At 34.6% G+C, this 21,668-nt stretch carries 15 protein-coding genes; 14 read left to right on the top strand and 1 reads right to left on the bottom strand.

The genetic code is table 11. The features are described 5' to 3' along the window. Positions 1–514: 514 nt before the first annotated feature. Complete coding sequence (gorA, locus tag QNJ66_RS04250) at positions 515–1,867, top strand: glutathione-disulfide reductase (RefSeq protein ID WP_300503340.1); 1,353 nt, start codon at positions 515–517, stop codon at positions 1,865–1,867. Between the two features lie 71 nt (positions 1,868–1,938). Here the strand turns inward: gorA and QNJ66_RS04245 are convergent, their stop codons facing one another. Next, positions 1,939–2,394, bottom strand: coding sequence for an NUDIX hydrolase (locus QNJ66_RS04245; protein ID WP_300503338.1), 456 nt, complete (start codon positions 2,392–2,394; stop codon positions 1,939–1,941). 258 nt (positions 2,395–2,652) lie between these two features. On the opposite strand from QNJ66_RS04245, the gene crtR reads away from it, so the two are divergent. The 13 genes from crtR (at position 2,653) to QNJ66_RS04180 (ending at position 21,665) form a co-directional block, all read left to right on the top strand. After that, on the top strand, positions 2,653–3,546 hold the full coding sequence (crtR, locus tag QNJ66_RS04240) for a beta-carotene hydroxylase (RefSeq protein ID WP_300503351.1): 894 nt from the start codon (positions 2,653–2,655) through the stop codon (positions 3,544–3,546). 285 nt (positions 3,547–3,831) lie between these two features. Continuing rightward, positions 3,832–4,884: a hypothetical protein gene (locus QNJ66_RS04235; RefSeq protein WP_300503336.1), complete on the top strand. Its 1,053-nt coding sequence runs from the start codon at positions 3,832–3,834 to the stop codon at positions 4,882–4,884. A 164-nt stretch (positions 4,885–5,048) separates the two neighbouring features. Continuing rightward, positions 5,049–5,612, top strand: a complete 564-nt coding sequence (locus QNJ66_RS04230) for a 4Fe-4S single cluster domain-containing protein (RefSeq protein WP_300503334.1) — start codon at positions 5,049–5,051, stop codon at positions 5,610–5,612. A gap of 486 nt (positions 5,613–6,098) precedes the next feature. Beyond that, positions 6,099–7,040: a hypothetical protein gene (locus QNJ66_RS04225; protein ID WP_300503332.1), complete on the top strand. Its 942-nt coding sequence runs from the start codon at positions 6,099–6,101 to the stop codon at positions 7,038–7,040. A 424-nt stretch (positions 7,041–7,464) separates the two neighbouring features. Continuing rightward, positions 7,465–8,223 carry a hypothetical protein gene (locus QNJ66_RS04220; protein WP_300503330.1) on the top strand — a complete coding sequence of 253 codons (759 nt, stop codon included), beginning with the start codon at positions 7,465–7,467 and terminating at the stop codon, positions 8,221–8,223. Positions 8,224–8,320: 97 nt separating this feature from the next. Beyond that, a complete protein-coding gene (locus QNJ66_RS04215) occupies positions 8,321–9,208 on the top strand; it encodes a hypothetical protein (protein WP_300503328.1) in 888 nt (295 codons plus the stop codon). 45 nt (positions 9,209–9,253) lie between these two features. Then, a complete protein-coding gene (locus QNJ66_RS04210) occupies positions 9,254–10,132 on the top strand; it encodes a hypothetical protein (protein ID WP_300503326.1) in 879 nt (292 codons plus the stop codon). Positions 10,133–10,360: 228 nt separating this feature from the next. Then, on the top strand, positions 10,361–13,243 hold the full coding sequence (locus QNJ66_RS04205) for a peptidoglycan-binding domain-containing protein (RefSeq protein ID WP_300503324.1): 2,883 nt from the start codon (positions 10,361–10,363) through the stop codon (positions 13,241–13,243). 57 nt (positions 13,244–13,300) lie between these two features. Continuing rightward, positions 13,301–16,021 (top strand): peptidoglycan-binding domain-containing protein, encoded by a 2,721-nt coding sequence (locus QNJ66_RS04200; RefSeq protein WP_300503322.1) that lies wholly within the window; start codon positions 13,301–13,303, stop codon positions 16,019–16,021. 496 nt (positions 16,022–16,517) lie between these two features. Next, complete coding sequence (locus QNJ66_RS04195) at positions 16,518–18,158, top strand: hypothetical protein (protein WP_300503320.1); 1,641 nt, start codon at positions 16,518–16,520, stop codon at positions 18,156–18,158. A gap of 371 nt (positions 18,159–18,529) precedes the next feature. Next, positions 18,530–19,519 (top strand): hypothetical protein, encoded by a 990-nt coding sequence (locus tag QNJ66_RS04190; RefSeq protein ID WP_300503318.1) that lies wholly within the window; start codon positions 18,530–18,532, stop codon positions 19,517–19,519. Then, positions 19,464–20,873 carry a VWA domain-containing protein gene (locus tag QNJ66_RS04185; protein ID WP_300503316.1) on the top strand — a complete coding sequence of 470 codons (1,410 nt, stop codon included), beginning with the start codon at positions 19,464–19,466 and terminating at the stop codon, positions 20,871–20,873. The genes QNJ66_RS04190 and QNJ66_RS04185 overlap by 56 nt, the downstream gene beginning before the upstream one ends. Before the next feature lie 159 nt (positions 20,874–21,032). Next, the gene (locus QNJ66_RS04180; protein WP_300503314.1) at positions 21,033–21,665 is read left to right on the top strand and encodes a hypothetical protein; all 633 of its coding nucleotides are present in this window, start codon (positions 21,033–21,035) and stop codon (positions 21,663–21,665) included. Positions 21,666–21,668: the final 3 nt, after the last annotated feature.

The raw sequence follows: 21,668 nt of genomic DNA, 5'->3' as shown, positions 1-21,668 counted from the left end.
ATCAAAAACCAGTCAGGAGGGTTAGAAACTAAGAAATAAGGATGCTTCGCAGTTTTATATGTTGGTCGGGCATTCATCCCTAAGTTATGGAACGTTAGGGAATTCTGCCCGACATTCGGTTAAAATGAAATAACCCACTGAAAAATTTTATAACACGGGACTGTTTATGTTCCTAAACTAGCTAAAGCCATTGCTACTTCTTCTTCACTATATTCTGTTTCTAGAATCAGAGTATTTTCTAATTTTTTTTGTTTACTTTCTATGTATTACTTCAAGAGAAAGAAGTTCAGTCAACCATCGTTTCATTATCAATAGCATTAACAAGTATGCCAAGAAGCGATAAAATGTAGAAATAGACGACACAAAGCCCAAGCATAGCAGTACAAAAATTAGTGAGGATATTTTTTGTCTGTTTAATTGTCATTCCGAGGAAACGAGGAATATCATTAACATAAAACACCATCATGGCTAGTGCTGTAAAAAAAGACAGAAAACTTAGGAGATTTGTATTATTATGAGTTATGATTTCGATCTGTTTGTCATTGGCGGAGGTTCAGGTGGTATTGCAACCGCTAGACGGGCCGCGGAATACGGTGCAAAAGTCGGCCTAGCAGAATATAGTCGCTTAGGAGGAACCTGCGTTAATGTCGGATGTGTTCCCAAAAAATTGATGGTGTATACCTCCCATTTTTCCGCACAGTTTCAAGAGTCACAAGGGTACGGTTGGAGTCCTGTTAAAAGTACCTTAGACTGGTCAAAAATGATCACCGCAGTTAACGAAGAAACTCAACGTCTTAATGGTATTTATCTACGGATGTTAGATAACTCCAAAGTCAAACTTTATCGGGACTATGCAAAACTACTTGACCCCCACACCATAGAAGTAGGAAATAGCAAAATTACCGCCGATAAAATCTTAATTGCAGTAGGTGGACATCCCGTTAGACCAGACATTCCAGGAATCGAACATACTATTATTTCTGACCAAATGTTTACCCTTGCCGAACAACCAAAACGAATGGTAATTTGGGGAGGTGGCTATATTGGGGTAGAATTTGCCTGTATTTTGCGTGGTTTAGGATCGGATGTAATTCAAATTATTCGTCGGGATAAAATTCTCCGAGGTTTTGATGAAGATATCCGTAGTACCATTCAAGAATCTATGGAAGATCATGGTATCCAAATCCTTAAAAATTCTACCATTACCTCCATCGAAAAAACCTCCGAAGGTCTAAAAATTGCCGTTGAAGGGGATCAAAATAATGAGATGGTTCTCGCTGATACTATTGGTCTAGCAGCCACCGGTCGTAAACCCAGTTTAGATAATTTAGGACTAGAAAATACTGGTGTTGAAGTTAACAATGGGGCGATCGCTGTTGATCAATATAGTTGCACTGCTCAAGATAACATCTATGCAGTGGGAGACTGTACCGATCGCATTAATTTAACTCCTGTAGCTATCAATGAAGGACGTGCCTTTGCTGATACCCATTTTGGAGGAAAATCTCGTATTATGAGCTACGAAAACGTTCCTTCTGCCGTCTTTACTACCCCCGAAGCAGCTACCGTCGGGTTAACAGAAAAAGAAGCCAAACAACAGTACGGAGAAGATGCAATTAAAGTCTATCGTAGTAAATTCCGTCCCATGTACTACGTTTTACCAGGAAAACAAGAAAAAACCCTAATGAAATTGATCGTTCATCAAGAAACAGAAAAAGTCTTAGGGGCCCACATGGTAGGTGACTATGCAGCCGAAATCATTCAAGGAATGGCGATCGCTGTGAAAATGGGAGCCAAAAAATCTGACTTTGATGCAACCGTTGGTATTCATCCCACCTCAGCAGAAGAGTTCGTAACTATGCGTTAAAAAAGGCAGGAGTTGAAAGGCAGGAGGCAGAAGATTTTTTTTAAAGAAACTGGCACTCCTCCTTCAACTTTTCAAGCTAATACTGTTAACCCCTGTAAATAATCATTTAACTGGCGATCGTGATCGTGACAAAGGTTTCCCAATGGTAAATCATCCGGCATAAATGCTTTAATTCCTATCACTTCTAAAGTATCTTCGATCAAAAACTCTCCTCTAACTTCTGCTTCCATTAAAATAGAAATTGAGTGAATTCTCGGGTCACGATCCATAGAGGAATAAACCCCGACTAAACGCCGAATATTTAACAACTCTAACCCAGTTTCTTCCTTTAACTCTCGCTCCGCTGTAGTGAGAACATCTTCTCCCCAGTCAACAATACCTCCTGGGAGTCCCCATTGTCCCGTATCCTTTCTTTGAATCAAAACAATACGCCCATCAGGAAGCACTGGAATAACCGTAGCACCAGTAATGGGATGACGAAAAATAATCCCCATTACAGTTTTAATATATCGCCACACTTGACCCATATTAATAATACCCCTCCTTAAAGGTTAATTAAGAAGTTCAGAGAAACTATCTTTAACCTGTTGTGTTTCATGGACAAACCCATAAACTACACTTTAACCTTGAGTGTTTGTAATCTAACTCCTATTTTTACATAAGATGAGATAATGTTACAAATCTTTACTGAACAGTCGGTTATCGTGTAGACTGGTCAGAGACTAGACCCTGCCGTTAACGGCAGGGTTTAAAAAGTAATGTTTATCAAGGAGCAAGAAACAGCCATGCAGTCGGCACAGACGCTGCCAAGAGTACCTAGAGAGTATCTTAAACCCCCAGGAGGGTTAAATCCCAACGTGGTAATGTTTTTTACCGCTTTATCCCTTATTGGTTGTTCAATCAGTGGTTATTGGTTATGGCAGTGGCCTGACTGGATCTGTTTTTTCTGTAGTGTTCTTGCTCTACATATCTCAGGTACAGTGATCCATGATGCTTCTCATAACGCTGCTCACAGCAATCGCATCATTAATGCTATTTTAGGCCATGGAAGTGCGTTGATGTTAGGCTTTGCTTTCCCAGTATTTACACGGGTACATTTACAACATCACGCTCACGTCAACGATCCCGATAATGATCCTGATCATTTTGTTTCCACTGGTGGGCCGTTATGGATGATAGCAGCACGCTTTTTTTATCACGAAATTTTCTTTTTTAAGCGTCGTTTGTGGAAAAAATACGAACTCTTAGAATGGTTTTTGAGTCGTTTATTCCTATTTACTGTCGTTTTTTTGGGTATTCATTACGGGTTTATTGGTTTTGTCATGAATTTCTGGTTTGTTCCTGCTTTGGTAGTAGGAGTTGCTTTAGGATTATTCTTTGACTATTTACCCCATCGGCCTTTTCAAGAACGCGATCGCTGGAAAAATGCGAGGGTTTATCCTAGTGCTATTCTTAATGTCTTAATTTTTGGACAAAACTATCATTTAATCCATCATCTCTGGCCGTCTATTCCTTGGTATAAATATAAGCCAGCTTATCATGCTACGAAACCTTTATTAGATGCGAAAGGATGTGATCAATCTTTAGGTTTACTACAAGGAAAAAATCTCTGGAGTTTTCTGTATGATGTGTTTTTAGGAATTCGCTTTCATGGTCATAACGAAAAATCGACTTCTTGAGAGAAAACTATAAAAATTTTGGTTTTTCTAGAGGTCAATTATTGACCTCTATTTTTATTAAAATTCATATTTACCTAACATATAGCAATCAGTAATTATATTTCAGAAATGGAATAAAATAAATCAATAATCAAGAAAATTAAATAAATTTGCTAACAAAATCGCAAATATAAAAAGGGAAGTTGATAAACTGTTAAGACGAGCTAAAGGTAGCACGTTCTGATTAATGGATGCAGTACCATATATCTACGATAAACTCAAAATATCACACATACTAAATATCTCATGAGTGGAAAAAAAAGCTATTCCATTGAACCGTTACAAGAGCGGATTCGCCAACGATTAGAAGCATCAAAAAAAAGAGAAGAAGCAATTATAAAAAAAATTGCTGAAGTAAGAGCGAGAATACGAGCGAATTCTTCTCAAATTAAGCCATCTCCTATTTCATCTCCGAACAATCCAATAAAAGTCCTACAACAACAGCAAAATGATATCGATCAGAATTCGGAACGCAAAATAATGCAATTAAAGACTAGATTGCCTAAAATTCAGGCAGAATACCAGTCTTTAGTAGAGCAAAATGTTCTTGAACAGGAGACAGTTACAAAGCTTTTTCAAGATGTTCAAAAAGCAATTAATGAAAAACAACCTGAAAAAGCTGAGGATAATTTGAGAACCTTAGATAATTTTCGGATACAAGCAATTCAATATTTACAGAACGAATGGTTAGAGCAAATTCAATATTGTCAAGATAGACTGGACAATGTTATAGAGCGTCTTCCTGATACTTGCATTAGTCAATTACAGCATAATCTTGAACAAATGAAGAATAACTGGAAAGAATTGAATGAGAGTAATATTCTTGAGTTTCATCAACAGCTTAATGAGTTAGAAGAACAAGCTGAGCAAGTCCAAGAAATGGCTGATCATTTAGTACAATCTTGGCAAGAAGTAGGTTATGAACAACCTCAAATTTTGGGCATTGATGATGGAAATATTGTCTTAGAAGTAGAAACCCATGAAGGGGTTAATACCCAAATGCGAGTACAATTTAGTGGGGAACAATTAGATTTATTTGGTCCCCCTGAAGAAACCCCTTCTTGTGCTGCTAGAACCCAAGATGTTTTAGCTATTTTTCAAAAACAAGGTTATCAGTTAGAATGGACAACTTTGGATGGTCAACCTGTTCCTAAAGAATGGAGACAAATTCATACAGTCAATAGTGAATCCGAAACGATTCAAAACCCTTCTGAGTCCCAGACAAATAAGAATAAAAATGATGCTGGATTTTCTTCCAGAAAAAAATCTCAAAATCGTCGCCAAGGTCAAACTTATTAATCAATAAAAATCGCAAAAATATGTTGCTAAAAATAATACAATTACCGAGCAGTATATGGTTAAAAAAATACAAAAAATCAAATCTAGAGTGCCACAAATTCAAGCAGAATATCAAACTTTAGGTAACAAAAAAATAGAGGAAAACAACAACAAGGATATTAATAATGATAATAGATTCTCCTTTACTTAATATCGCCTCTTGGCTGCCTCGTTCGTATGCAAATGGACCAGGAATGCGCATGGTAATTTGGTTGCAAGGATGTCCTTTTCGTTGTGTAAATTGTCAAAATCCCGATTATTTAGACTTTAAAATGAATCAAATTGTCACAGTTGATAAAGTGTGGCAATTATTTCAAAAAATACCTAATTTATCTGGTATTTCTTTTTCGGGAGGAGAACCCTTTGCGCAAGCGGTGGCCTTAGCTGAATTAGCAAAACGGGTACAATCAGAGGGAAAAACCGTTGTCTGTTGGAGTGGTTATAGTTTAGCGCAACTACAAAATGGCAAAATTCAAGGTGCGATGGATTTATTAGAGTCTGTGGATTTATTAATAGATGGTTTATTTAGGGAAGAGTTAGCAGGAGATCATATTTTAAGGGGGTCAAGTAATCAGCAATTACATTTTTTGTCGGGACGTATTCAACCAGAGGAGTTGGAAGAAATTCCCCGTCAAGAGTGGATTATTAAGGAAAATCAGGTAACTTATACGGGTTTTCCTATTAAGTAATAGAGGATTTCAAAGGTTAATAAACTATAGCAATTAGTTATATATTATTTATGAAAAATATAGTTAATTTCAATAAAAATGAGACAAAACCGATCTCCTTTATTGTTAATACCATTTTCATTAACTTGGACTACATAAGTTTATGTTGTAGGGGTTAACGGCCGTTAACCCCTACTTTTTGAAATTGGTATAATATATTGAGCAGGATGCTTACACTACTTTGTCTAAAACTTATTTGAAACAACTATAAGATTGTTAAATCCTCCTTCTGATTTTCTCACAACTGCAACCTGATTGTTATACTCACATCTTTCACCAGTAGATAAAAATTCAAGAAGAAAACAAATAAAGTCAATTTTCAATCAGTGACAGTCAAAATAAATCTTGTTACCTGTTACCTGTGCCCTCTCTAATACCTAATTTTTCCAAGATGCAAGATATCAGTATATGTCTTAAAATTAATCTAATTAACAGTTTATAAAAAGAATGTTTTTTAAAAGAAAAATCACAGAATCCTTAGACTATGAAGGCGATATCATTTTGATTGGTCCTATTTGCTCAGGAAAAACCACATTTTTGGCAGCCCTATCTGCTTTAAATATGGCTAAAAATAAAAGTCCCATTTTGAAAGAAATTAATCCACAGGATGATTACTCAGAAAAATTATCAAGAAGGTGGACAGATATCGTAATGAAGGGAGGTAAGTTGGCTGGAACAAACATTTATGAAGATATTTCCGAGTTACCACATTATGATTTTAGTTTGCGATTTGAAGTGCCGATAATAACCTTATTTTCTATTTTATCTAAACAAATTAATCTTCAATTTGATTTCAAAGAATTTTCTGGAAGTTTACCTTTATTTCCCAGGGATTCTAATTTAGCAGAGATATTGTTAGACAGCTATTACCAAAAACTGTATTATCAATGCGTTTCAGATTTAACGGATTTTACTCAAATTTTTATTCTTTTCGATGCTTTATCCTCAAATCGGGATAAACAATACGCTGAACAAATTACTTTTTTAGAGAATAGCCTTAATAAAAAATTACAAGAGAATAATCAAAATAAAAATCAATCTAACTATCGAATTGCTATTGGCTTTTATAAATTTGAACAATCAAATGTTTACTTGTACCTTGATAACTTAAATAACTTTGTAGAACTTAAATTTTATCATCTTCAAACAGCAATGAATCAATGGAAAACTAAGTGGAATTGTTCCGTAGAATATTTTGCTTGTTCTGGTTTTGGGATAATTGAAGAAGGGGAATTAAGGAAACCTAATTGTAAGAATGATCCAAATCCAAGGGGGGGTGCAAAATGGGGAACGCTGAGAAATCCTGAAGAATGGCAACCATTTGGTTTAGTCGCTCCTATTTATTGGTTATTAACAGGTGAAAGAGATGAACGAATCGATGAGCTTTAATTTATAATAATTAATGATCTATTTTTCACGATTATGAGCGTTATTATTAGAGTATTTTAACCAACTTAGAATACAGATATTGATCGTGTAGGGGTCAACGGCCGTTGACCTCTACGGAGATGTATAACTGATATATTGCACCAATACACGAGAATTCAACAACAAAATAAACTTTCATCAATTCTCAAGCAGTTACAGTCAAAATAAATCCTGTTCCCCGTTGCCTGTTCCCTGTTCCCTCTCTAAACTAGCTAGTGTTATCGAAGGTGCAATATGTGAGTGTAACCAAACTTTAAGAAATTGCTATTATGGTTAAAATGATAAAGTAAATCTTAAAAATTAGTAGTTTTTTCCCTAACCTTAAATATTGTTCCCGAATTTCTTTTAGAGTTGCTATATTACAGGTAAATATTGTTTCGATTTTATGAGTGTTATTGTTATCGGCGATCGCCTAGTAGGAAAAACCAATATGGTTGTTGCCCTTGCGGAGGGAACGGAGAATTTGGTGATTACAGAACCAGATCCCCAGAGCATTATTATGAAAAAGTCTAATATTACCACAGGGATGATCGCAGGGACATCTAAAGTAGAAGAAGAAACTCTCTCAATTTCCGTCAATTTGAGTACAGGATGGCGAGAATTCCAAACTAATTGGATTGATACACCTGGTGAAGCATGGTCAAACCCTATTTGGCGACAGGACAACCCTGCACAATGGCAAGATATCAAAAATTCAGTCCGTGATAGTAAAGCTGTTTTTTTATTGATGCCACCCTCTCGCAATATGATCAACCCCGATCAACTCGATGGAGGACTAGGCAATGAACTGGATCAGCAGCCTACCTCTTTACAGTGGCAGAACCAACTAGGGGAAAAGCTAAGTTTCCTGCGCAAAAATGCACCCAATGTACAGCATATTTTGATATCTATTCATAAAGCAGATTTGTTTTGTAATATTACTCAAAAAGAACGAAAATGGCGATATAATCCTCTGCAAAATTTCCGTTGGGTTGATTACAATGAGCATATTCAACAAGCTCACTTTAAAATCGGAGAAAAGATTATTCGTCAACATAATCGGCAAGCTTTTGTTACACCTCGTTTTTTTATTATAGCAGTCGCCAAAGCTATTAGGACATTTTTCTGTTCCCTGTTCCCTGTTCCCTGTTCCCTTAAAATATAATTTATGTGTCCTAACTAGCCTGTCTATTGCTATACCTCCACTCAAAGCCCTATTTTACTGGAATTACCTTGGATTTATTTAGGAGCGTATCTTGCCAATGATTAAATCCCCTAAACAGCAAAAAGGCTCTGAAATACGCATGATCGGACCACGAGGCTCAGGAAAAACTACTTACCTCGCTACTTTAGCCTATTGTCCCAAGGGTTTGAGGGAAAAATACCCGGGCTTAAAATTCACTCCTTACAGTGAGGATGCAGAGAAACTGGTGCGATTAGCAGGGGATATCCTTAAAAACGGAGCGCAATTAGCAGGGACACGTCTTTATGACGACAATTTAACCGAACAAATTCAAAAGTTACCCTACTATGATTTTCAACTGACGATCCCCAAAACAGCATACGGACCTTCTCTTAACTTAGAGTTAAGTGCAAGGGACTTTCCAGGAGAGTTTTTTGAGAAGATAGCTCATCCTAGCCCACCTGCTGGCATCGAGTTATGGTTTGATGACCTATTCTCTGTAACAGGATGGATGGTGATGATGACTGACTGGCAACCCGGACGAGATCAACAACAATACTATCCTGCTTTTAAAAAACTTTGTGAGGAAATTACAAATGCACAAGAGATACAACCTGCTTTAAAAAATCTCAAAATCGCAGTGGTGATGGCTAAATGTGAACGGGGCGAACTTTGGACAGGGCGGAAAGACCCTGATTTAGACTTATTTCAGGTCAGATTGCCAAAAACTTATAATTATTTAACCGATAAATTCGGCCCGAAAAGATTACAATTCTTTGCCTGTTCTTCTTTTGGGGTATTAGGAGATTCCCGTTGGAGTTTTGATCCCCGTCCTAATCGTTATACTCCTGATGATGGCAGTCTACATGAATATAACGCTTTTTTGAGGAATGGCGATCAATGGTATCCCTACGGTTTAATTCCTCCCCTGTACTGGTTAGCAACAGGTAAGCGCATTGAGGAATAGGAATTTTAATCCTGATTTTTTGTCTATTATTTATGCAACAGAACAATGTTTAATCGTTTTGGACGAACAACCCAAGAAATACAAGGAAGTAACGAATTTAGGCTCATAGGCGCACGAACGTCAGGGAAAACAACCTATTTAGCAGCCCTCGTCCATTGGCCAAATGCACCCGAAAATAGTCCCATCGAAGCAGTTGATCCCCTTGATGATGAGACAGGAAGACTAATTCGCTATGCACAAGATATTCTCGAAACGGGAAACCAAATGGCCGGTAGTCTTTTACCCCTGGACCCTAACGAAATGCCACCATCTTATAGCCTCTCCATTCGCCTACAAAACCGTTTTGGCAGGGGAGATAAACGATTGAATATTACTTGTAAAGATTATCCGGGAGAACTGTTTGAGCAACTACGAGGAGGAAACCGACCAGAACTTTTAGAACCTTATTTAGATGATTGTGCAATAGCTCCTGGTTTATTATTAATGATAGATGGGACAAATCATAAAGAAGATCGTAATTATGCTCAAGCATTGACTATTTTACAAAATGAATTAAGTTTGCGATTAACCGCACAAGATAGACCATTAAATCGTTATCGAATTGCTATTGCTTTTTCTAAAGCAGAACAAGCAACAGTTTGGTTATATCGTAATGATATCAATCAATTTTTGGGGAAAAAATTTCCCCAAACTCAGAGAACTATCACCAGGTGGTCTAGACAATGGAGATGTCCTATTAAATACTTTTTTTGTTCTGCCTTTGGCATGAAAGGCAACCCCCCTAAACCCAATTTTCGTGAAACTCAAGGGGGAAATGGTGCAAAGGTTGGAGTCATTAATAGACCAAAATTTTGGCGACCTTTTGGCTTAGTTTCACCGATTTATTGGTTACATACAGGTAAAGAAGACCGCCGGTTACATTAAATAAACAGGTATGATTAACATTCAAGAGAATATATAGTTATATGTTTATGTTAACGAAGTCAGAAGTTAACGCACCGCTAACTCGACCCAACCCTAACTCTACCCACCCCTAACCCCGACCCACCCCTAACCCCTCCCAGGAGGGGAACAGGAGGAGAAATTTTGCACTATTATCATGCCCTATTGTACAAAAATTGATTAAACACCTTTTATGAGAGGAAAAACAACATGAGTGATTCAACTAAAATTATAATTAATGAATTTTCCCGTAAATTTGATGAACCTAAATTTTCAGAGAAACTAAAAAAATATGTGAGTGGGGGGTTTAACAAGGAAATTGGATTTAGCAAGGGAAAGGTTCCCCTAGAAATTGCAAAAGCAATTAGTGAAGAACAGCTACGAATTAATGATAATTATCCCCTTGAGTTTGGCAAAAAAGCTTTAATTGCTAGAGAGATTAGTCAATATTCTATTTTAGCAGTTGCCACTAATGGTTCTGATGATGGAGGTCGTCCACTTGCTTGTTATCGTTATTTTTGGCTAGAAAATGCTGATACTGATGATTTTGATGGAGTCGCAACATTACTAAAATGGTGGGAAGAGAAAGGTAAACCTTATTGTGAAATTAAACCTTGGGCAGAATATGAAGAAGAAATAGAAAAAAATGGAGAAGATTTTTATCTAGCAACTGCAATTTATAAAAAATATTCTGAACAGTTTAAACAACAAATTAAAAATCATCAAAAACAAACGAAGAACAATTTAGATGCTAATGAGATTGTTACCAAACCTTCTATTTTTTCAATTTACGAAAAAGGTGATAGTATCCTACCTAATTATTGGGGGCTTCATGCTTTAGCTTTACAACTTAATAATAAATATGAAAATGCAGATATCGCTTGGTCATGGAATACCTCAGTGATGGATCAAGCATCTAGTTTTACTTTAGTTTGTTGTGCAGATAAAAATAATCAAAATAAGTTAATTTATTATGATATACAAACAACAAAGACATTTTGTTCGTCTTATAAAAATTTAAAAAAGAGGAGTGAAAAAGAGAAAAAAGTAGCTAAGAAAGCGGTTAATGATACTTCTCAATACCTTCCTTATACCGTCTTGAAACAAGAATTTCTTAAAATTGCTAAAATCAATGAACAATTAGACAAGGATCATATTCCAAATCTTTATAAGAGTTTAGAAACAGGAGATAGTACAACATGGGATTATCAACAATTAATTGATGTGACTTCTTATTATAGGAAACTAGATAGAGATCAGCAACTTTATTTTGAAATTATTATTTTACTCCTCAATCCCAAGGGGGTTACTAAACAAAACGATTCTGGGATAATAGACATTAATATAAGGGATTTTATTAGTAGCATTATTCCTCGATCAAATCAACCACAGCCTAATTCGCGAGGCCGAATTTCATTTCAAAAATTCACAGATAAAAAATTAGAACCTGTAATTCCTCAAACAAGAATTGCTATCATAACAATGCGAAAGTTTTTATACTTTTGTCATCAATATCTTTCTTACGAATCTTATCAAAGACTCACCCGACATGTTTATGAAATTATTAATCAGCTATTGTTAGAGATTATATCATCTTCTGTATCAAAAGAACGTTTCCAAGCAATCGAAAAAATTCTAGTTGATGATTCCAAGGAGAAAGATAAACCGAGTGTATATCATTTTAAAATATATTTAAAAGGATATGAAAATAAATTAATTCGTTGGCTTACCGAATATTATAATAATGAAACTAATAGGAATCTTGAAAGCGTTCAGAACAATAAGAATATTGATGACTTCTGTAAACAAGTAATCAAAGATTTAATTTCTTATGAACAACAAAAACGAAATGAAAATCCATCTTATGCACCAGAAGTCACACCAAGTCTTTTTCCTACTGATGACCAATCAATAGAATCACCTAAGAAAGAACCCGAAGAGTCTGACTTACAGATGCACAATAAAACAGGTACAACCAAAACTCAACTATCCCAAAAATTTAGTGCATATCAAGAAATAGCTAAAATATTTTATTCTGCTCAATGCTATAATTTAGCAGCACTTTTTTATCAGCTAAAGTTAGGGTATGTTCCTCAAATAATTTATAGTGAATGTAGCGATTTTGTTGAAATTATAGAACTTACTCCAGAAGAAATTGAGCCAGAAAAAAAAAATCTAAAAACAGATGAAAAGATAGATAATAGGAACTCAGAAAATCCTATTAATGATAATAACTTTTCTGGTAAACCTGATACTCCTAATTCCCTCCCGAGAATGATAAGAAATTTTTTTGTATTCCTGCTTTTGTTAGGAATTGGTGCAGGAGGAATTTTTTTTATTAATCGCCTTTCTTTTAGTTCTAGTCCTAGTTTTACTGTGGACGAAGCTGACCCATTTTCGGAGAAATTTGAGTATTATAGAGAGCTATCTCAACAAGGTTATTATCCAAGAACCATGACACAAGTTAACGATTCATTGCTAAAGGATATTAGCAAAATTAATGATCAAAATACTGGAATTCCTAAGCTTCAAAAATTCCCAACAGATAAACAAGCACAGACAGCAAAAGACTTACAAAAAGCATTTATTGAACAACGAAAAGCTAGAATAAAAAACATAGGTGCTTATCCTGACATTGCCTCTTTAACTCCACAAATTGACGAAGAATTAAGCGAAGAAATTTTAGCAGAAATGACTGTTGCTAAAGCATCCGCAGATAATGCAACAGTTAATGAAAATGTTAAACAATTATCAGCTACGATTCAACCTGTTTTACAATCATTAGGATTTTATACAATTAAGCCACTAACTAATACATGGGATCAAGGAACCTCAGACGCTATTAAAAAATTTAAACAGCACTATAAACTTAAAGAAACAGGAGATTTAGATCAAGCAACTTGGGATATTTTGTATATAATGATCAAAGATAAACAAGTTCGAGAAACTGCAATTGTTCTGGAATATATCCTTAAGTTTAGTCAAACTTCATCCGAATTTGAAGAAAAAGTAACTAAACTAGAAAACTGCAAAAAAGACCCAGTTACCTATTTAAAATGTATCGATAAATTGAAAAATAAGCCAGCTAATTAATAACATAAAATGTTGATTAATTTTTATTGTTCAACCCAATAAATAGAGGTAAAAATAATGAGTAATCTAATCACAATTAATGAATTTTCCCGTAAATTTGATGAACCTAAATGGTCAGACAAACACAAAAAATATGTGGCTGGTGGTTTTCATAAAGAGATTGGATTTCGTACGGAAAAGGTTCCCCCAGAAATTGAAAAAGCAATTACTGAAAATAAGCTACGAATTAATGATAATTATCCCCTTGAATCTGGAGAAATATCTTTAATTGCTAGAGAAATTAGTCAATATTCTATTTTAGCAGTTGCTAGTAAAGGAGTTGATTATGCCAGTCGTCCCCTCATTTGTTATCGTTATTTTTGGCTAGAAAATGCTGATACCTATAATTTTGATGGAGTCGCAACATTACTAAAATGGTGGGAAGAGAAAGACAAACCATATTGTGAAATTAAACCTTGGGCAGAATATGAAAACGAACTAACAGAAAATGGAGAAGATTTTTATCAAGCAACCCCCATTGATAAAAAATATTCTGAACCGTTTCAACAACAAATTAAATCTTATCAGAAACAAACCAATAAAAATTTAGATACTAATCAAATTGAGGAAAAACCTTATATTTTCTCAATTCACAAAAATGATAGTGTTATCTTACCTAATTATTGGGGAATTCATGCTTTAGCTTTACAATTAAATAATAAATACGAAAATGCAGATATCGCTTGGTCATGGAATACCTCAGTGATGGATGAAACATCTAATTTTACTTTAATTTGTTGTGCAAATGAAAAGAATTTTGATCTACAACAAAAATGGGATTCATCTTCTCAAAAATTAGTTCCTCGTCCTTTTCCTGTTCCTCTTTCTCTTTATAAAAAATTATCCAAAGAACTGATTAAAATTGCCCAAAGAAATAAAAAATTACAATATGATGATAGTCCAAATCTTTATCATAGTTTAGAAACAGGAGATAGTACAACATGGGATTATGAACAATTAATTGATGGTACTTCCTATGTTAATAAACTAGATGAAAATCAGAAAATTTATTTTAAACTTATCATTTTACTTCTCAATCCCAATAACGTTTTTAAGCAAACCACTTCTGGAAGAATAAACGTTAATATAAGTGATTTGATTCCTAGAATGATTCCTCAATCAACTTCATCTCAACCAACGTTTAGAGGTCGAATTCCAACACAAGGATTCTCATTTTCAGCACACGATACTGCAAAAGTTGCTGTGACAACAATGCAAAGGTTTTTATACTTTTGTGATAAATATCTTTCTGACGAATCGTATCAAAGACTCACCCGAAATATTTATAATATCATTAATCAGCTATGTTTAGAAATCATATCATCCACTCCATCACAAGAATTTTCCAGAGCAGTAAAAACAATTCTAGTTGATGATTCCAATCAAAAAAATCAGTTGAATGCATATCATTTTCAAATATATTTAGGAGGATATGAAAATAATTTGATTTCTTGGCTTAACGAATACTATAAGTATAACGCTAATAAAAGTATTAAAACTGTTAATGATAATAACAAGATTGATGACTTCTGTAAACAAGTAATCAAAGATTTAATTGCTTATGAACAACAAAAACGAAATAAAAATGTAAATTATCCACCAAAACTAACAACAAGTCTTTTTGATGCTAATAACGAATTAATGGGTATAAATCAAACTCAATCATCCCAAAAATTTACTAAGTATCAAGACATAGCGGAAATATTTTACTCTGCTCGATGCTATAATTTAGCAGCACTTTTTAGTCAGTTAAGTTTAGGGTATGTTCCTCAAGTAATTTATAATAAATGTAGCAATTTTTATGAAATTATAGAACTTACGCTAGAAAAAAAAAGTCCCGAGGCAGAAGAAACTTTAAATAATAGTAACTTAGAAACTCCTATTGATGATAATAGCTTTTCTACTAATCCCTTCAGTATAATTACAAGAAATTTTTTTGTAGGGTTACTCTTTTTAGGAATTGGTGTAGGAGGAAGTTTTGTAGTTGATCGCTTTTTTCTAAGTTCTAGTCCTAGCTTTACTGTAGAAGAAACTCAACCCTTTTCGGATAAATTTGATTATTATAGACAGCTATCTCAAGCAAGAGTTTCTGAGAGAAACACCGCACAAATTAAAGATTCATTAATACAGGATATTCGCAAAATTAATGATACAAATACTGGAATTCCTAAGCTTCAATACTTCCCAAAAGATAAGAAAGCGCAGACAGCAAAAGAATTACAAAAAGCATTTATTGAACAGCGAAAAGATCAACTTGAAAAAATAAATGCTTATCCTTACATTTCTTCTTTAACTCCAAAAATTGAACAAAAATTAAGTCAAGAAATTTTAGCAGAAATGACTGTTACTAAAGCATCCGCAGAAAATCCAACAGTTAATGAAAATGTTAAACAATTATCAGCTATGATTCAACCTTTTTTACAATCATTAGGATTTTCTCAAATTAAACTATCAACTAATACATGGGATAAAAATACTTCAGACGCTATTAAAAAATTTAAACTGCACTATAAACTTCTAGCAACAGGAAATTTAGATCAAGAAACTTGGAATATTTTGTATATAATGATCAAGGATAAACAAGTTAAAGAAACTGCAATTGTTCTGGAATCTATCCTTCAGTTTCGTCAAAATTCACGCGAGTCTGAAGAAAAGCTCACTGAGTTAGAAAACTGTAAAAATGAACCAGTTACCTATTTACAATGTATCGATAAATTGAAAACTAAGCCAGCTAATTAATAACATAAAATATTGATGAATTTTTACCTTCATTTCTGTTTTATTAATAGTGATCTCTATTGGTTTAGATTTTGTAATTGTTTTGACTCCTGTAATTGTTGTTTAAATTGAATCATTTACTGATATATAGTAATCAGTGATCAGTTGTGAGAATTAAGTGTGAATATAAGGGAACAGTAAATAGAAAACAGTAAACAGATAAGAAAAAATATATCTCATAAATCATTCCTTATTCCTATAGCAATACGCATTTTGATTAGGAAATTAAAGAGATTTATCATCCCTCGGAATGACAGTTAAGGGGATAGAAAATGTCCTAACTAATGTTTGTATTGCTATAAAGTTTTTGTCCTAACTTAATATCTTTTTTAGCAGTTTGCAACAAAATTGTCTGTTGGCACGTCCTGCTTATCATGATAAACTGTCTTATTACCTTAAAAAAACAGTACGATTATTTACTTTTTTCCATTTATAACAATACTTAAGTATTAATAATATGGTTACTACCTCATCATCACAAATTCATCATTTTTCTCGGAACTTTACAGGGATTAGATGGTCTAATAAAAACCAACGTTATGTAACAGAAGGGTTTAATAAAGAAATTGCTAATTATGATATAGAGGTTCCGAAAACTATTCGAGACGCAGTAAATCAAGAAAAATTCCGTATAAATGATAATTATCCTCCTTTAAAAGATGATATTGTCTTGATTGGTAGAGAAATTGGTGATTATGCCGTTTTAGCTGCTGCAACCTTAGCGATTGATGATGGAAATAGACCATTAGTAGCTTATAAATATTACTGGAAAGAGAAAAAAAATGATAGTGAAGATGTTTTAAGTGAAGATGTTTTAAGTGAATTATTAAATAAATGGCGTAAAGACAAAAAACCTTGGGGTGAGTTATCACCAAATAAACAATATTCAACAACACAAAATAGTAAAATAAGTTCACAATGGATCAATAATTTTTATCAATATATTCAGGAAAGACCTTTTATTTTTGATGGAGAAAATTGTCAGCAAGGACAACTTCCTACTGTTCAAGAAATTCATGAATTAGCAAAAAAATTAAAACAAGACTATAATATTCCTATTAGTTGGGCATGGAATGTTACCTCTTTAGATTGTCCTGAAAGCTTCAATTTAATTTGTTGTGCGGATCAATTTTCTTATCAATGGATAATAACTAATAATAAAAGTTTTACCCCTATTCAGCGAGTTATACCTAACTCTGAAAGAGAAATGTATAAACCAAAATCGTCCCTAAAAAATGCTTTAAATAATATCGCTAAAAATAGTAACCTTGAGTCTAATTTGACTTTAATCGCTGAACAATTAGAAGTGGAAGATAACTATGACTGGCCATGGCCAGCAATTTTAGATAACATTGTCTTAGAAAATTATCAAGATACTGGTGGAATTCGCTATCGAGCTATGTTACTCTTATTAATGCCTGTAGAAAAACTTGACGATCACATTAAATGGTTAGCAAAAAAAGAGAATAAAAAAAATAGACAAGAGTTAATTATTATTCAAGAAGAATTTATCAGAACTATCCAAAAATATCAACTAAAACAAGCAGAAGATTACTTAAATTCAAATTGTACTAATCTTGTAGAACAGTTATTAATGCTTGCTATTGACCCTGAAGCAAATAATAGAAAAAAATCCACCCTTATCAAAGAATGGATTAAATGGTTGTTACTCAATCCTGGCAGTCTTTGGCAAGAAAAGTTCTCCAAATATGGAGAGAAATTATTACATAATATTATGTCATCAAATACATCATCAGAAAAAGGTGGTTTGTCTCAATGGGTGATTCAAGATATTAATGAAATCAGAAGTTATGAACAAAAAAATATATACAAAAAATATAAATTTTTAGCCGAACTTTTTGTATTAAATCAACAATATATCTTAGCTTCTTTATTCTATCAACTTAGTTTAGGAGAAGTTCCCCAAGATATTTATCAACGTTGTGAATTAAAAACCATTATTCCCCTTAATAAAAGCCAAAAGCGGTCTGGTTTAACCCAATTGTGGCTAAAAAATATAAAAGAAAGTATTAAAAATTGGCTTTTATCTCTGCTCCCAGTCCAATTCAAAAGACGTAATTCCAGAAAATCCAGGTAATTCTAAACTCTAATAGCAATCAGTTATCATTTCTGATTGCTATAACAGAAAATTATTAAATTCATATTTAATATTTGCTCCTTCATAGATTGATAGATATATCATGGGGAGGTTATGAAGATTCTTCGTTCCTCAGAATGACAGTTTAAAAGTACAAAAATGTGCTAACAAATTTTTGCACCACCATAGCTGACCCCATTCTGTTTTTTTACTATCTTCAGCGATAGGAGATAATCAAAAATCCTAGTGAGCGCAAGAATAGGAGTGTATTAATTACAGTGAGAATTACCCTATACCTAATCTCTGGTGTTTTTTCCTGTTTAATAGGTTGGTCTACCAGCTTGTTTTTTATTGACGGGGTTAAGTTTGTCATGCAAGAAGAAACCTTACCCTTTCGTCCCGACTTTATTTTATTACCTATTCTTGCCCCTTGTCTCACTGTTTCCATGATCGTAGCAACGATATTTCTCAGCAACCCCACCCACGGACGATCGAATAAGCGAACTTTACCCCGTTATGTCAAAATAGCCTTGGCAATTGGTTGGTTCGCCGGATTACTTGCTGCTACTATCTCATGGGTTCTGTATCAAACTACCATTTCTGATAGTTTTGTGCGCTTGGTTGGTTGGAGTATTCTGGGGACAGCAACAGGATTAGCCGAAGGATTAAGCTGGTATTACCTAGATAAAGAAGCTATTGGACAATCCAAGAAAAAAACTCTTAATCGTATCAAGAAAGCCACCTCACTTGGATTATTAGCCGGAATTATAGCAGCAGTATTAGTAGAATTGATTCGGATTATTGTTGACTTAGGGGGAGGTGAAGATCCACTGGGATTTATCATTTTAGGTATTGCTTTAGGAATATGTATCAATTTTGCTGCTAATCCTACCTATAAAATAGCATTGAGAGCAGGAGAAGGCTTTGAAACCATAGACCCGAAAAAAGAGTCATCGGAGTCATTACAGAGGCCGAAACCAAGAATTAACCATCCTGAGCTAAAATTTGCACCTGCTAAATTTGAACGCAAAAATGTAATTCAGGAAGGCTTATCCATTCCCTTGCCGAAAACCTTAGAAAAACCGATTATCATTGGTTCTGGAAAAAATGCCCATATTTATCTCCCCGGTGTTCCCGAAGAGACCGCAGAATTGATTATTGATGAAGATGGTGTGAAAATATGTCCTCAACAAGACAATATGGTTCAGATTCAAGGGGCAAGACTATCCGATGGTGCAGAAGAACCCTTAAGACATAATCAAATCTTAACCTTTTACCATGAGACAGATGAGGAGTCATCCGAAGATGAAAAATACTACCGTTTTGTCTTTTATAACCAATTCTATGAACCGAGAGCGTAAAATGAAAATCCTTAAGCAAATTATTCCCCTAAGTGCTATCTTACTAGGATTAACCCCCCTATCTGCCCTTGCGAATAAGGTAGAAATTACTCGTCAATATATTGTCGATAATGAAGTTGTTTTACGGTTTAAAGTTGTTAATGACGAAAGGGTTCCCCTTCAAGGTTTAAAAGCTGAAGATTTTGTCGTGGAAACCACCGATAAAAACGGCAAACCCATACAGGTTTCTCCTGATGATATGCAGCTTATTTCCTCCGAACAAACCAAACCTGATCCCAGTTATTTAATTGTCTTGTTAGATATGAGTGGCAGTATGAAACATCCCGATTTGGGGGGAACAGTTAAGCTAAAAGGTGCAACTAATGGACTACAAGATTTTTTAACTCAAATTCAAGAAGAAAAATTACCTGTGCAGATTGCTCTAGTTCCCTTTGGCATTGGCGAAAAATGTGCTAACACTTATCCTGTTACAGATAGAGTTATTGGAAACAAATTTGAATCCGCTCCCTATACCAAGACTAAGAACAAATTAACAGAATTAGCAAAGGTTGAAGTCTGTGCTGCTACTAATATTTATCAACCCCTTTCAGAAGCAATTCGCTATTTAAGTAACTCGGAAAATATAGAAAATTTAGCCAATCAAAATACTGACAGTCCTAATCCCCAAAAATCCCCAGATAAAGAAGCAATTCCCCCTCGCTTGGGGGTGATTCTCTTCTCTGATGGCTTTGATGTCTTTCGGAGTAACGAAAATCAACGATTTAATGATTTAAAGGCATTAATGGAGAAATATCCTGAAATTTCTGTTCATACAATGGGGTACGGAGAAAGACTTTATCAACTCCGCGATCGCACAAACTGTTCAGTAAGTGGCAATAATCCAACGGTTGATAGTGTTTTAAAGAACTGTAAATTATATGATCAAAGTAAAAATATTATCGATCAATTTATTGTCGATGAACCGCGTCTCAAAGAAATTGCCGATATAACCCTAGCCGGAATTCATCGTTTTCCAGGCGATCCCAGGGAAGTCATTAAGAGTCTAAGAACCTTTTTAACTACTCTAAGAGAATATGAAATCCGTTTTCAACAACCAGATGGAGATCGAGGAAGTCAACACACTACTTATGTCGTACTGGATTCTGATTCACGAGGTTTAGACAATATTGAATCCCAAAAAGTCACCTATCGAATGAACAACTATGTTTATGAATCTCTTCCCCTTGCTCAAAGACTTCGTATTTTAGCCGCAACAGTAATACTTGGTTCTGGGGGTTATTTAGGATTTCTTCAGTGGAGTAAATTCTTAGTGGCACAATCTCAATCTTATCTAACAGACCAGACTAACTTATAGCGTATCTCGCAACGAGTGAGGTACATTCCAATTCTGTTCCCCTCCTGGGAGGGGTTAGGGGTAGGTTTCCCTCTGCCTCCTGCCTCCAAACAATAACCTTTGTACCTTACAAGTATGGGAACTGCTATATAAAAAATCCAGCTAAAAAAACATAGTTTTATGACTCAGTATAAAATCACTATTGCCATCCCCAATGCGGGAAAAAAAAGAATTCCTATTACTCTTGATTTAGGAAATCAAGAAGATTATCCCGAAGATTATTTCAAACAAGAAAAAAATGTATCACCTATTAAAGAAGAAATTGAGAAACAAACCCTAAGAAACCTGACCGACCCCTTATTAAAAAAACTGATTGCAGACATTATCCAAAATATTAAACTTAATCGTCGTTCCATTACGGTAGAATTAGATTTGCCCAGTGCAATGCCGAACTCAGTCTCTGGGACTAATACATATTCCTCTCCTGTTACTTCTCCCCCCTCATCCTCAACTCCGGTTACTCCCAAACCCCGTCCGAGAATTCCTCAACCCGATTTTACAAAAACGCCAATAGTTGATTCTTTGGGTGACAACAATAATCAAGCTGAAAATTTTCAACAGGATGATTCTGAACCAACAATCATCTTTAAACCGAAGAAACCTACACCTCGCCCTCCAACTCCGCCATCTGATGAGATAGAACCCCGTTCTTCTGACCAACCTATTGATGATCAAGAAAATAATACCCAATCAGAAGAAACCCAAGAACCCACTGTTTCCTATGAAACCGCCACCAATGAACCTGATTTTTAGGAC

Origin of the sequence: Crocosphaera sp., from assembly GCF_030064895.1 — a bacterium.
Taxonomy (GTDB): Bacteria; Cyanobacteriota; Cyanobacteriia; order Cyanobacteriales; family Microcystaceae; genus Crocosphaera.
This window is presented reverse-complemented; position numbering and strand designations above follow the sequence as displayed.

Excerpts from the sequence above, each read along its gene's own strand:
- gorA (WP_300503340.1), top strand. The coding sequence starts at position 515 with ATGAGTTATGATTTCGATCTGTTTGTCATTGGCGGAGGTTCAGGTGGT.
- QNJ66_RS04245 (WP_300503338.1), bottom strand. The coding sequence starts at position 2,394 with ATGGGTCAAGTGTGGCGATATATTAAAACTGTAATGGGGATTATTTTT.
- crtR (WP_300503351.1), top strand. The coding sequence starts at position 2,653 with ATGCAGTCGGCACAGACGCTGCCAAGAGTACCTAGAGAGTATCTTAAA.
- QNJ66_RS04235 (WP_300503336.1), top strand. The coding sequence starts at position 3,832 with ATGAGTGGAAAAAAAAGCTATTCCATTGAACCGTTACAAGAGCGGATT.
- QNJ66_RS04230 (WP_300503334.1), top strand. The coding sequence starts at position 5,049 with ATGATAATAGATTCTCCTTTACTTAATATCGCCTCTTGGCTGCCTCGT.
- QNJ66_RS04225 (WP_300503332.1), top strand. The coding sequence starts at position 6,099 with ATGTTTTTTAAAAGAAAAATCACAGAATCCTTAGACTATGAAGGCGAT.
- QNJ66_RS04220 (WP_300503330.1), top strand. The coding sequence starts at position 7,465 with ATGAGTGTTATTGTTATCGGCGATCGCCTAGTAGGAAAAACCAATATG.
- QNJ66_RS04215 (WP_300503328.1), top strand. The coding sequence starts at position 8,321 with ATGATTAAATCCCCTAAACAGCAAAAAGGCTCTGAAATACGCATGATC.
- QNJ66_RS04210 (WP_300503326.1), top strand. The coding sequence starts at position 9,254 with ATGTTTAATCGTTTTGGACGAACAACCCAAGAAATACAAGGAAGTAAC.
- QNJ66_RS04205 (WP_300503324.1), top strand. The coding sequence starts at position 10,361 with ATGAGTGATTCAACTAAAATTATAATTAATGAATTTTCCCGTAAATTT.
- QNJ66_RS04200 (WP_300503322.1), top strand. The coding sequence starts at position 13,301 with ATGAGTAATCTAATCACAATTAATGAATTTTCCCGTAAATTTGATGAA.
- QNJ66_RS04195 (WP_300503320.1), top strand. The coding sequence starts at position 16,518 with ATGGTTACTACCTCATCATCACAAATTCATCATTTTTCTCGGAACTTT.
- QNJ66_RS04190 (WP_300503318.1), top strand. The coding sequence starts at position 18,530 with ATGCAAGAAGAAACCTTACCCTTTCGTCCCGACTTTATTTTATTACCT.
- QNJ66_RS04185 (WP_300503316.1), top strand. The coding sequence starts at position 19,464 with ATGAAAAATACTACCGTTTTGTCTTTTATAACCAATTCTATGAACCGA.
- QNJ66_RS04180 (WP_300503314.1), top strand. The coding sequence starts at position 21,033 with ATGACTCAGTATAAAATCACTATTGCCATCCCCAATGCGGGAAAAAAA.